Annotated in this window: 10 protein-coding genes; 9 read left to right on the top strand and 1 reads right to left on the bottom strand. The window is 63.4% G+C overall.

Features of this window, described 5'->3' with window-relative positions; translation table 11 throughout:
- Positions 1–17: 17 nt before the first annotated feature.
- The 8 genes from ABGT73_RS08560 to lysS all read left to right on the top strand — a co-directional run bounded on the left by ABGT73_RS08560 (position 18) and on the right by lysS (position 10215).
- Positions 18–2822, top strand: a complete 2805-nt coding sequence (locus ABGT73_RS08560; protein ID WP_346669355.1) for a GH25 family lysozyme — start codon at positions 18–20, stop codon at positions 2820–2822.
- A 28-nt stretch (positions 2823–2850) separates the two neighbouring features.
- A complete protein-coding gene (locus ABGT73_RS08555; protein ID WP_346669354.1) occupies positions 2851–4473 on the top strand; it encodes an MBL fold metallo-hydrolase in 1623 nt (540 codons plus the stop codon).
- A 39-nt stretch (positions 4474–4512) separates the two neighbouring features.
- Positions 4513–5052 carry a DUF5662 family protein gene (locus ABGT73_RS08550; RefSeq protein WP_346669353.1) on the top strand — a complete coding sequence of 180 codons (540 nt, stop codon included), beginning with the start codon at positions 4513–4515 and terminating at the stop codon, positions 5050–5052.
- Positions 5053–5177: 125 nt separating this feature from the next.
- Entirely contained in the window at positions 5178–5732 is a 555-nt protein-coding gene (locus tag ABGT73_RS08545) for a sigma-70 family RNA polymerase sigma factor (protein ID WP_346669352.1), read from the top strand.
- A complete protein-coding gene (locus tag ABGT73_RS08540; RefSeq protein WP_346669351.1) occupies positions 5725–6897 on the top strand; it encodes a DUF4179 domain-containing protein in 1173 nt (390 codons plus the stop codon). The genes ABGT73_RS08545 and ABGT73_RS08540 overlap by 8 nt, the downstream gene beginning before the upstream one ends.
- A 128-nt stretch (positions 6898–7025) precedes the next feature.
- Complete coding sequence (trpS, locus tag ABGT73_RS08535) at positions 7026–8036, top strand: tryptophan--tRNA ligase (protein ID WP_346669350.1); 1011 nt, start codon at positions 7026–7028, stop codon at positions 8034–8036.
- 121 nt (positions 8037–8157) lie between these two features.
- A complete protein-coding gene (gene greA / locus ABGT73_RS08530; protein WP_346669349.1) occupies positions 8158–8646 on the top strand; it encodes a transcription elongation factor GreA in 489 nt (162 codons plus the stop codon).
- 63 nt (positions 8647–8709) lie between these two features.
- The gene (lysS, locus tag ABGT73_RS08525) at positions 8710–10215 is read left to right on the top strand and encodes a lysine--tRNA ligase (protein WP_346669348.1); all 1506 of its coding nucleotides are present in this window, start codon (positions 8710–8712) and stop codon (positions 10213–10215) included.
- Between the two features lie 180 nt (positions 10216–10395).
- Here lysS and ABGT73_RS08520 read toward each other — a convergent pair whose 3' ends face one another.
- Positions 10396–10875, bottom strand: a complete 480-nt coding sequence (locus ABGT73_RS08520) for a small multi-drug export protein (RefSeq protein WP_346669347.1) — start codon at positions 10873–10875, stop codon at positions 10396–10398.
- 231 nt (positions 10876–11106) lie between these two features.
- On the opposite strand from ABGT73_RS08520, the gene ABGT73_RS08515 reads away from it, so the two are divergent.
- Entirely contained in the window at positions 11107–12327 is a 1221-nt protein-coding gene (locus ABGT73_RS08515; RefSeq protein ID WP_346669346.1) for a hypothetical protein, read from the top strand.
- The last annotated feature ends 247 nt before the right edge of the window (positions 12328–12574 follow it).

Here is a 12574-nt window from a genome sequence, read left to right as displayed (position 1 = left end):
AGGAGAGGTTTACGACTGTGTCTGAAGAACGCAAGATCTATCGCAGCCCCGGGCGGGCTGCACCCAATCCCCAACCCGCAGCCCCGCCGCCTTCCGGGCAGGGGCGGCCCCAGCCGCCGCGGAGCGGCAAACCCCGGCGCCGCAAAGGCGGCCGCCGCCGGCGCAGCCGTCTGGTGCTGGCGCTGTGTTTGCTCTGCCTGCTGGTGGTGACGGGGGTCTGCATCGCCCTGACCCGCTGCACTTCCGGCCCCACCGGGCCCGCCCAGGCAGATTTCGGCACCCCGGCGGCCGCCTGGCAGAAGAATGATCTGGGCTATTACTTCAATTCCAGCGGGGAGGCCATCCCGGCGGCGGTGCTCAAGGGCATCGACGTGTCCAAATTCCAGGGGGAAGTGGACTGGGAGAAGGCCAAGGCCGCGGGCATTGATTTTGCCATCATCCGCTGCGGCTACGGCGGCGAGTGGGACGGCCAGGAGGCCGACTGGGCCCAGGACGACGACCAGTGGCGCCGCAACGCCGACGAGTGCACCCGGCTGGGCATCCCCTTCGGTGTCTATCTCTACTCCTACGCCACCACGGTGGAGGAGGCCCGCTCCGAGGCCGACCATGTGGCCCGGCTGCTGGGTCTGGTGGCCCCGCCCCAGGAGGGCCTGGCCGACTACACCGCTTCGCCCTACCAGCTATCCTACCCGGTGTACTACGACCTGGAGGACAAGAGCATCAGCGGCATCTTCCCCGAGGAGATGGCCGCCATCACCCAGGCCTTCTTTGACCGACTGGTGGAGCTGGGCTACACCGGGGAGCAGGGCATCTATGCCTCGCTGAACTGGGTGCGGGCGCGTTTCAGCGACCCGGCCTTCGACCCCTGGCGGGACAATCTGTGGATCGCCCGCTTCTCGGATTCCCTGGGCTACACCGGCACCTACGATATGTGGCAGTGTACCTACCAGGCGCCCGGCGCCGACTACGGCGTCCAGAGCGAGACGGTGGACGTGGACTTCATCATGCGTCCCTTCACCATCACCGGCATCGCCGACGGCATGGGCAAGGCCGCCGACCCGGTCTTTGTGAACGATACCTACCAGATGGAACTGCATCTGGACGCCAAGGATGCCCGCGCCACCCTGACCACCAACCAGAACGCCGAGGAGGAGGGCGGCCAGAAAATCTTCTGGCAGAGCAGCAACGAGGACGTGGCCACGGTGGATAAGCACGGCGTGGTCCGTGCCCGGGCCGACAGCGGCGAGTGCACCATCACGGCCACCTTGGCCGACGGCACCGAGAGCGTCTCTTGTCTTGTGCGCATCGGCGACATCACGGTGCCTGTCTTCGCCACCGCCAACCTGGACGGCGTGCGGGATAACATGGCCTATGTGGCGGGGCTCAAGGCCTCGGCGCCCGACGCCATCCTGCTGGACGCCGGCGGCAGCCTGCAGGGGAGCTTGAGCTCCAGCCTCACCGGCGGCATGGATATGTTCAGCGCCTTCTCGGCGGCCGGGTATGACCTGCAGGCCATCGGTGCGGAGGACCTTGCCTTCGGCATCGAGCGGCTGCGCAGCGACGCCAACATGGCCTCCGGGCCCTCCCTGGCGGCCAACCTACGGGACGCCGAGGGCTCGGCCATCTTCTACCGTTCCACCAGCTGGAGCCGCAACCGCATCACCAACGGTATGAACTATCTGCTGGAGCGGGCCGGCTACAAGATCGGCTTCTTCTCGCTGGCCGACACCGCCACGGTGACCGGCCAGGTGGGACTTGTGAATGAGGAAACCCCCATGGCCAACGACCTGGCCCAGACCGCCAGCGAACAGGTGGCGGCACTGCAGGCCGAGGGAGCCGATGTCATCCTCTGCATCGCCACGCCCGGCGTAGATGTGGGGGCGCTGGCCGACACGCTGGCGGACCTGGGGGTCACGGCGGTGATCAACGGCAGCGGCACCGAAGTGGAAAACGCCGCGCTGCCGGTGCTGGCCGCCGGCCAGGGTACCGAGGAGGTGGCCCGGCTGAACCTCGTCTTCACCCAGGGCGGCAGCTGCCGGGTGGAACTGGCCAGCAAGGTGACGGCCGGCGATCTGGAAACGGCTCTCAACGACCAGTGGAGCCAGTACCTGACCACTGGCGAGGACGGCAGCCTGACCGTGACCGATACCGCTGACCCCGACAAGAATGTGGCGGCGGACGGGGCCGACCCCACGGCGCCCACCGAGCGGGCGGAGGATGCCATCCGTCAGGCGGCAGCGGCCTACAGCAACGCTTCCCAGGCACTGCAGGGGCTGGATACCGACGATTCCAGCATCCTGAACACGCCGCTCTTCACCTACGCCCAGAACCCGGACGCCAGCAAGACCATCAGCTATGCCAACTATCTGGCCACCCTCTACGAGGAAATCGCCGAGAATGACCGGGATCACTGGCCGGAGGGCTGGGCGGATGCCGAGGTCACCGGTGTGGCGGGCGGTGTCACCGAGCTGGAATACGGCGACATCACCCGGCAGCAGCTGATCTCCTCGCTGCCGGCGACCCAGCGGCTGGTGCTGCTCTCCACCACGGCGGAGGCAGCCCAGGCGCTGGTGGACAGCGGCAATGTGACCCGCACCTACCAGGCCAGCCTGACGGCCTACGAGCCGGAGAGCGACACCGTGCTGCTGGTGACCGACACCCAGACGGCGGCAGCCCTGGGGGAGGGCAACTACACCATCCTGCGGGATTACGGCGACCTGTTCTGGGATGTCCGTATGAATATCAACGACAACACCAACAATTTCACAGAAGATTTTGTCCTGCCCGAAGCGCCCACCTACGGGGTGGGGCGCAACCAGTAAGGCAGGTCAAGGCAGGGAGGCGAACTGTATGAAACTTACCTTTTTGGGTGCTGCCCGGGAAGTGACCGGCAGCTGTACCCAGATGGAAGCGGCGGGCCACCGGCTGCTGGTGGACTGCGGCATGGAGCAGGGACGGGACGTGTATGAGAATGCCGACCTGCCCTATGCCCCCGGCACTTACGAGGCGCTGCTGCTCACCCATGCCCACATCGACCATTCGGGACAGATCCCCTACCTCTATAAAAACGGCTACCGGGGGCCCATCTACTCCACCGACGCCACCATGGACCTGTGCGGCATCATGCTACGGGACTCCGCTCATATCCAGGAGCAGGAGGCCGAGTGGAAAAACCGCAAGGCCCAGCGCAGCGGTGCCGCCATGGTGGAGCCGGATTACACGGTGGAGGATGCCGAGAAGGTCATGCAGCAGTTCGTGCCCTGCCCCTACGGCAGCTGGCAGACCCTCTTCGAGGATGAGGGCGGCAAGATCGAGGTGCTGTTCACCGATGTGGGGCATCTTCTGGGCAGTGCCTCCATCTCCATCCGCGTCACCGAGCCGGAGCGCCAGCCGGAGGTCATCGTCTTTTCCGGCGATATCGGCAACACCCACCAGCCCCTCATCAAGGACCCGGCCATCCCGCCCCACGCCGACTATCTGGTCATGGAATCCACCTACGGCGACCGCAGCCACGGCCCGCGGCCGGACTATCTGGGCGAGCTGACCGAAGTGCTGCAGACCACCTTCGACCGGGGCGGCAACGTGGTCATTCCCAGCTTTGCGGTGGGCCGCACCCAGGAGCTGCTCTACTTCATCCGGCAGATCAAGGAGGAGGGGCGCATCCACGGCCACGACAACTTCCAGGTCTTCGTGGACAGCCCGCTGGCCAGCAAATCCACCACCATCTTCCGGGAAAACTTCATGGAATGCTACGACGAGGAAGCCATGGCCATCGTCCAGCGGGGGGAAAACCCGCTGTGGTTCCCGGGCCTCTGCGTCAGCGAGACCAAAGAGGAATCCATGGCCATCAACAGCGACCCCACGCCCAAGGTGATCATTTCGGCCTCCGGCATGTGTGACGCCGGCCGCATCCGCCACCATCTCAAGTACAATCTCTGGCGGCCCGAGAGCACCATCCTCTTTGTGGGCTTCCAGAGCCCCGGTACGCTGGGCAACGTGCTGCTGGGCGGCGCCACCGAGGTCAAGCTCTTCGGCGACGAGATCCAGGTCAAGGCCCATATCCACCGGCTCAGCGGCCTGTCGGGTCACGCCGACCAGGACGGGCTGGCCAACTGGCTCCACGCCTTTGACGAAAAGCCCAAGTTTGTCTTTGTGAACCACGGCGAGGACGCGGTGGCCGACCACTGGGCCCACCGGCTGCAGGAGGAAGGCTACGAGGCGGAAGCGCCCTACAACGGGTCCATCTGGATTGTGGGGGACGGCCGGGTGGCCTGCGCCGAGGTGGGCAACACCCGGAAGATCGTCAAGACGCCGGGCGTGGCCACTGTGCGCAGCAGCGCGGCCTACGACCGTCTGGTCAACATGGGCAAGCGGCTGATGGCGGTCATCCAGCACAACCAGGGCGGCGCCAACAAGGACCTGGCCAAGTTCGCCAGCCAGATCGCCAGCCTGTGCGACAAGTGGGACCGCTGAATCGTCCCGAAATTTTGTCCCGAAGGGGGAACGCCAACTTTGTGGCATCCGATCAAACACTATAAAACCATCCATCACCACAAGATGCTGGTGATGAAACACTGTTTCCGCTGCGGGCTCTACTGGCAGGGACTGACCCACGATCTGAGCAAGCTGTCCCCGGTGGAATTCTGGGCCGGGGCCAGGTACTGGCAGGGGACCTGCAGCCCCAACAACGCCCAGCGCAAGGCGGAGGGCTACAGCGCCGCCTGGCTGCATCACAAGGGCCGCAACAAACACCATCTGGAATACTGGATCGACTATGCACCCGACGGGGACCACGCCCTGGCAGGCATGCGGATGCCGGCCCGCTATGTGGCCGAGATGGTCTGCGACCGCATTGCCGCCAGCAAGAACTACAAGGGCGCCGACTACACCGACGCCACCGCCTGGGAGTACTACGAGCACAGCAAGGACCACTATGTCCTGCACCCCGAGACCCGCCGCGAATTGGAGACCTGCCTGCAGGTGCTGCGGGACCAGGGGGAGGATGCCTGTTTTGCCTACATCCGCACCCAGCTGCTGGGCAGGAAAAAATAAAACCATGACGGGGAGGACGCACCGGCGTGCGTCCTCTTTTTTTGTGCTGGCTGTAAGATTTTGCCCCGCCGTCCCGTCTGGATAGATAAGAAGCGCTTCCAGAACAACAACAGGGAGGAATCCAAGTGAATGACCGGGACCTGACCCGCCTGCTGCAGACTGACCCCGACGCCGGGCTGCAGGCTGCCATGCAGGCCTATGCCTCGCTGGTCAAAGCCGTGCTGCTGCGCATTTTGCCGCGGGACCCGCGGGATGTGGAGGAGTGTATCGCCGATACCTTTGTATCGCTGTGGCGCCATGCCGCCGCGCTGGAACAACAAAAAACACCGCTGCGCCCCTGGCTGCTGGTGACGGCGCGCAACAAGGGCATTGACCGTTACCATGCGCTGTGCCGGCACGCGGCACTATCGCTGGACGAAGAACTGGGGCAGACCCTGGGGGAGGTGGCGGAATTTGACCGCGCCACCTCGGACGCTGCCGACTGGGCGGGGGGCCTGGTGGCGGCCATGGACCCGCCCGACCGGGAGATTTTCCTGCGCAAGTATTATCTGCTACAGTCCAGTAAAGAGATCGCCCGCGCCCTGGGCATGACCGAGGGCACCGTCAACACCCGCTTAAGCCGCGGCCGGGAACGGCTGCGCCGCCAGTTACAAAAGAAGGGAGTGCACTGCCATGCGTAAAGAAAACTTTGACCGCTCGCTGCTGGACGAACTGAACCGCCTGGACCCGCCCGCCGTCCCGCTGGCGGAAGGGGAGTGGGACCGGGTGCTGGCATCGGCCCGCGGGCAGGTGCACGCCGAGAGCCGCCCTGCACCGCGGCGTTCCCGCCCCCTGCTGCGGCTGGTGCGCAGCGCAGCGGTGGCGGCCGCGGCCTGTGTAGTGCTGCTGGGCAGCGTGAACCTGGCCAACCCCGCCTTCGCCGAGAGCCTGCCGCTGGTGGGCACCCTCTTCAGCCGCATCAACCGGGACGCCGACACCCGCCTGCGCAGCGAGCAGCTCAACGGCTACGCCCAGACGGTGAAAAAAACCGCCGAGAGTGCCGCCAGCCCCTACACGGTGACGCTGGGGCAGATCTACCGGGACGAGGACTGGATGCGGCTGAGCCTGGTGCTCACCGCCGCAGACGACAGCCTGGCCGGGTTCGATACCATCCGGGCCGATGCCGGCGGCTCCATGCCCGCCGATACCGCCGAGGCTTCGGGGGCGCTGCTTCTCGAAGACGGCGCCGCCATCCTGGAGGAAGGAGATGGCTGGTTCACCCGGCAGGACGACCGCACCTTCGTGATGGGGCTCAACTATCCCCTCTTCCTCTATGAGACGGATGGCTCCCTGAGCGGCCGGACGGTGACGCTGCAGCTCCATGACCTGGTGGCCTGCAATGTGGAGATGCTGGAGGAGCGCACCAGCGAGTGGGGCAGCCAGTACAGCCATTGGGAATACCACGACGAGACCCCGCTGGCAGGGGACTACACCCTGACCTTTACCATCCCGGAGCCCGGCACCGAGGGCATCCGCTCCTTCACCGGGCCGCTGACCCGGGACGGCGTGACGCTCCACAGCCTGACCGCCACCCCGGCCGCCGCCAGACTGGAGATCCAGCTGCCCAGCCAGTACAGCACCCAGGTCAAACTCACCGCCGCAGACGGCACCCTGCTGAAAGCCGAACGGGGCGAGGGCGTGCATCTGGACGAAAATGACAGCAACAGCGATTATCTCTGGACCTACTACTTTGACACCGTGCCGGAAAACAGCCCCACCGTGACGGTGACGGTCTACAAAATGGACTATTCCACCCAGCCCGGCACCGGGGAAGTGCTGACCGAATTTACCGTGCCGCTGTCCTGAATCAAAACCCTGCCCGCAGTCTTTTGTGCTGCGGGCAATTTCTGTTGACAAAGCGCCCGGCGTGTGATTGAATAGTAGATACTACAGCGGACCGCTTCGGCCCGTGTATTTTATAGAAGGTGGAAATTATGGCAGAAGAAAAACGTAAACGGATTCTTTCGGGCATTCAGCCCACCGGTACGCCGACGCTGGGCAACTACATCGGCGCGGTGCGCAACTGGGCCCTGCTGCAGCCCGACTATGACTGCCTGTATATGGTCGCTGACCTGCACGCCCTGACGGTGCGCCAGGTCCCCGCCGATCTGCGCCGCCGCACCCGCGAACTGACCGCGCTGCTGCTGGCGGTGGGCATCGACCCGGAAAAACATATCCTCTTTGTGCAGAGCCACGTGCCGGCCCACTGTGAGCTGTCCTGGATTCTTGCCTGCAACACCCAGTTCGGTGAGCTGTCCCGCATGACCCAGTTCAAGGACAAGAGCGCCAAGCATCCCGACAACGTCAACGGCGGTCTGTTTACCTACCCGGTGCTGATGGCCGCGGATATCCTGATCTACAACGCCGACCTGGTGCCGGTGGGGCAGGACCAGACCCAGCACCTGGAGCTGGCCCGCAACATTGCCAACCGCTTCAACGGCGTCTACGGCGATACCTTCACGCTGCCCGAGGGCTACGTGCCGGCATCCGGCGCCAAGATCATGTCGCTGGCCGAGCCCACCAAGAAGATGAGCAAGTCTGACACCAACGTCAACTCCTTTGTGCTCATGACCGACGACAAGGACACCATCGTACGCAAGTTCAAGCGCGCCGTCACCGACTCGGACGGTGTGGTCCGCTTTGACCGGGAGACCAAGCCCGGTGTCTCCAACCTGATGGCCATCTACTCCACCTTCACCGGCAAGACGATGGAGGAGATCGAGGCGGAGTTCGCCGGCAAGGGCTACGGCGACTTCAAGATGGCGGTGGCCGAGGTGACGGCCGACGCGCTGGTCCCGGTCCAGAGCGAGTACAACCGCATCCTGGCGGACAAGGCCTACGTGGACGGCGTGCTGAAGGACGGCGCCCAGCGGGCTGCCCGCATCGCCAACCGGACGGTGAGCAAGGTGTACCGCAAGGTGGGGCTTCTGCAGCTGGACAAATAACGCGACCCAGCGCAAAACCCTTGACAAATCGGCTTTGAGCCGATATAATAACTAAATTGGTGCGGCTCATTTTGCGGGCCGCACAACTTTTACTATCGCGTATCAGTTAGGAGAATCGAGCATGGCTAAAGAAGTCGTCGTTACCCGTGAGGGTTACAAAAAGCTGGAACAGGATCTGAACGAACTGCGCACCGTCAAACGTAAAGAGGTGGCAGACAAGATCAAGGTCGCCCGCGGCTACGGCGACCTGAGCGAGAATGCCGAGTATGACGCCGCCAAGGAAGAGCAGGCCATCGTGGAGGCCCGCATCGCCGACCTGGAGGCGACCCTGAAGGTGGCCCGCATCATCGATGACAGCGAACTGTCCAACGACACCGTTTCCATCGGTATGCGCGTCAAGATCCTCGCCGAGGGAGACGATCCCGACGAGGCCGAGGAATATGACATCACCGGCTCCACCGAGGCGGACATGAACCTCAACCGCATCAGCGACGAGAGCCCGGTGGGCGCTGCCCTCATCGGCCACAAGGCCGGCGACGAGGTGGACGTTACCCTGCCCAACGGCAACATCATCGTGTACAAGGTGCTGGCCGTTTCGCGCTCGAAGTAAAACAAGGCAGGGGCGGGGAATACCTGCCCCTTTTTGCATGATAACAAGAAAGGAAGATCTCTCATGGAGCAGAACAAGCCCCAGACTGAGCAGGACCTGAGCCAGCAGGCGGCTGTCCGCCGTCAGAAGCTGGCCGACCTGCGCGCCGCCGGTCATGACCCCTTCGTCATCACCAAGTACCCCCAGGACGCCTACTCAGCCGACCTGAAAGCCGAGTTTGCCGATCTGCCCGCCGAGGCGGAGACCGGCAAGATCGTCACGCTGGCCGGCCGCATGATGTCCAAACGTGTCATGGGCAAGGCGAGCTTTGCCCATCTGCGGGACCAGAAGGGCGATATCCAGATCTTTGTGAAGCGGGATCTGCTGGGCGACGAGGCCTACGCGGCCTTCAAGAAGCTGGACATCGGCGACATCATCGGCTGCAAGGGCGAAGTGTTCCGCACCAAGATGGGCGAGATCTCGGTGCGGGTCAGCGAGCTGACGCTGCTGTCCAAGAGCCTGCTGCCCCTGCCCGAAAAGTTCCACGGCCTCACCGACCGGGAAGCCCGGTACCGTCAGCGCTATGTGGACCTGATCGTCAACCCCGACGTGAAGCAGACCTTCATTAAGCGCAGCGCCATCCTGCGGGAACTGCGCAGCTATCTGGACGGCAAGGGCTTCCTGGAAGTGGAGACCCCCATCCTGACCCCCTTTGAGATCGGTGCCTCGGCCCGGCCCTTCCTGACCCACCACAACACGCTGAACATGGACATGGTGCTGCGCATCGAGACCGAGCTCTACCTCAAGCGGCTGATCGTGGGCGGTATGGACCGTGTCTACGAGGTGGGCCGCATCTTCCGCAACGAGGGCATGGACCCCAAGCACAACCCCGAGTTCACCACCATCGAGCTCTACCAGGCCTACACCGACTACCACGGCATGATGGACCTGGTGGAGGAGATGATGAAGACGGTGGCCCAGAAGGTCTGCGGCACCCTGCAGATCACCTACCAGGGCAAGGAGATCGACCTCTCCCACTGGGAGCGGATGACGATGACCGAGGCCGTCAAGAAGTATTCCGGCGTGGACTTCGACACCGTCCAGTCCGACGAGGATGCCATCGCCCTGGCCAAGGAGCATCATGTGGAGCTGCCCGAGATTCCCACCAAGGGCTCCATCCTGGCCGAGTTCTTCGATGCCTTCGTGGAGGAGAACCTCATCCAGCCCACCTTCATCTACGACTATCCCGTGGAAGTCAGCCCGCTGGCCAAGCGCAAGCCCAGCAATCCGGCCATCACCGAGCGCTTCGAGTACTTCATCAACGCCACCGAGTTCGGCAACGCCTTCAGCGAGCTGAACGATCCCATCGACCAGAAGGGCCGCTTCGAGCGCCAGGTGGCCGAGCGCAAGCAGATCGACCCGGACAGCAAGGCCCAGGTGGACTACGACTACGTCACCGCCCTGGAGTACGGCCTGCCCCCCACGGGCGGCCTGGGCTTCGGCGTGGACCGTCTGGTCATGCTGCTCACCGACTCCGCCTCCATCCGTGATGTGCTGCTCTTTCCGACTATGAAGCCCATCGACCAGTAAAAACGCATTATATAGACATTCTGAAAAAGAAAAGACGCTATATATTGTGTCTTTTGCGTGATGTACAGCTCGTTGTGACAGCAATTTGACAGCAAAAAGCTGCCGGCCTGCATAAAACAAATCCCGGCCCCGCGAAATGCATCGCGGGGCCGGGATTTTTGACTTACATACAGAAAAAATTTACGCTACCACAGCGCCCAGGGCAGAAACGCCGGCCAGGCTCAGCGCACCCATGATGCAGCCGGCCAGCAGCACGCCGCCCATGCAGGCCAGCACGCTGGACTTGAAGTCCATATCCAGCAGGCTGGCGGCCAGGGTACCGGTCCAGGCGCCGGTGCCCGGCAGGGGAATGCCCACGAAGATCAGCAGCGCCCAGGGCAGGCCGCGGCCGGCGGTGGCCTTCAGCTTCTCACCGCCGCGATGGCCTTTCTGCAGGCAGAAGGTGAAGAACTTGCCGATGACCGGCTTGTCGGCGCCCCACTCCAGAACCTTGCGGGCAAAGAAGAAGATGAAGGGGACCGGCAGCATGTTGCCGATGATGGCCACCACATAGACGCTCCACAGCGGCAGTCCCAGCACTACACCGGCGGGAATGGCGCCGCGCAGCTCGATCAGGGGCACCATCGAGATGAAGAAAACATACAGGTAACTTGTCAGCATCGTGAAACCTCACAGTGTCAATTTTTCATATACAGAACAGGCTCTATTATACAGGATAACCGCCGGTTTGGCAAGCAAAAAAACACGGTGCTTCATAGGTTGTTTTTGGTGTCCCTGCCCAAAAAGCGGCCGGGGACTTGCGTTTTGCCAAGGGTATGGTATCATTATACAATACGGTTTTACCCGCAAAACAATTTCGGGCGGCTTGCCGCCGGAAGGGAAGGAACCCTTTTGTCCAAAACTGCAAAACAACGCTGGCTGTGGGCGGCGTCCCTGCTGGCGATGGCGGTCTTTGCCGTGGCCATGGCCTGGCTGCACTACCAGCAGCTCTGCTCCCCGGGCGGCGGCAACGACCCCTATACCTCCGATCTGGGGCAGCACCTGGCCTTTGCCCGGGAAGGAATGATCTACTCCACCACCTCACTGCTCATCGGTCCCGCCTACGCCCTGGGCGGGCGCTGGGGCATCGCGGTGCTGCTGGCTTTGTTCCACCTGGCCGCGGTGGCCCTCTTTGCCCGGGCGCTGCGCCCGGCGGTGCCCGCCTGGTCCCGTCCGGCCCGGCTGCTGGCCAGCCTTGTCATCAACCTGGCCCAGGCGGTATGGATTCCCCGGGGCGGCTACTGGTACCAGGGCACCATCATCGGCACGGTCTATCACAACACCACCTACATCATGCTGGCCCCCTTTGCCCTGCTGGCGGTGCTGGCCTTCTACCGGGCCTGGCGCAGCATGACCGGCAAGCTGGACCTGCGGGCCTGGCTGGTCTACACGGTGCTGCTCACGGTGGCCACCAGCTTCAAGGCCAGCCTGGTCTTCGCCTTTGCTCCGGCACTGCTGTTGCTGCTCATCGCCGATCTGGTGCGCACCCGCGGCCGGAACCTGTGGCAGGAAGTGATCATGGGCTGCAGCGTGCTGCCCAGCATCGCCCTCTGCCTGATCCAGGCCAACGTGCTGTTTGCCGAGGCGGACAGCGGCATGAAGCTGATCTTCACGGTGGACTTTGACCGCCACGCCATGCTGTGGGGGCCCTTCAACGAGGCGGCCCTCCTGGGGCTGGTGCGCTCCCTTGTGTTTGTGGCGGCGGTGGGCATATTGCTGGGGCACCGGGCCTGGTCCGGCTTCCGCTATCGGTTCAGCCTGCTGGTGTTCGGTGTGGCCATGGCGGAAGCGCTGCTGCTGGTGGAAAGCGGCGAGCGGCTGTACCACGCCAACCTGTGGTGGGGGCCTTTCATCTGCTATTGGCTGTTTTTGCTGGAATCGGTGTCGGTGTGGCTGCGCAGCTGTACGGCCTGGAAGGCAGGGACCCGGGAAGGGTATCTGGGCCTTCGCCTGGGCCTGTGCGGTGCGGCGCTGGCATGGCATGTCATCAGCGGGTTATGCTTCCTGGTGCTGCTGATGGAGGGCAAATCCTACAACATCCCCATTGCCACCTATCATTTTCTCTTTTTCTGAATTTTCGGCGGTCCTTTCCTCAAGGGAAGGGGCCGCCGCTTTTTGTCTGCCCGGGCTTGACAAGGGCGCGGGGATGTGGTAGCATACTTTTGAAAGTTAGTGTATACTAACTTCCGGCGCCTCCGGATTCAGCCATGGCATCCGAGGGGCAAAAACGTTGCCCTGACAACATACAAAACTATAGAATATTGGTATGATATAAAAAACGGGAGGGCAATGCCTGCCGGAAATTGGCAAATTACCACTT

The organism is uncultured Subdoligranulum sp. (assembly GCF_963931595.1).
In the GTDB taxonomy this organism is placed as follows: domain Bacteria; phylum Bacillota; class Clostridia; order Oscillospirales; family Ruminococcaceae; genus Gemmiger.
Note: the sequence above shows the minus strand (reverse complement) of the source record. Positions and strands in the feature narration are given on the sequence as shown.

Bases quoted from the DNA above. Each gene is read 5' to 3' on its own strand.
- greA (WP_346669349.1), top strand. From the start codon at position 8,158: ATGGCTAAAGAAGTCGTCGTTACCCGTGAGGGTTACAAAAAGCTGGAA.
- ABGT73_RS08520 (WP_346669347.1), bottom strand. From the start codon at position 10,875: ATGCTGACAAGTTACCTGTATGTTTTCTTCATCTCGATGGTGCCCCTG.
- ABGT73_RS08540 (WP_346669351.1), top strand. From the start codon at position 5,725: ATGCGTAAAGAAAACTTTGACCGCTCGCTGCTGGACGAACTGAACCGC.
- lysS (WP_346669348.1), top strand. From the start codon at position 8,710: ATGGAGCAGAACAAGCCCCAGACTGAGCAGGACCTGAGCCAGCAGGCG.
- ABGT73_RS08555 (WP_346669354.1), top strand. From the start codon at position 2,851: ATGAAACTTACCTTTTTGGGTGCTGCCCGGGAAGTGACCGGCAGCTGT.
- trpS (WP_346669350.1), top strand. From the start codon at position 7,026: ATGGCAGAAGAAAAACGTAAACGGATTCTTTCGGGCATTCAGCCCACC.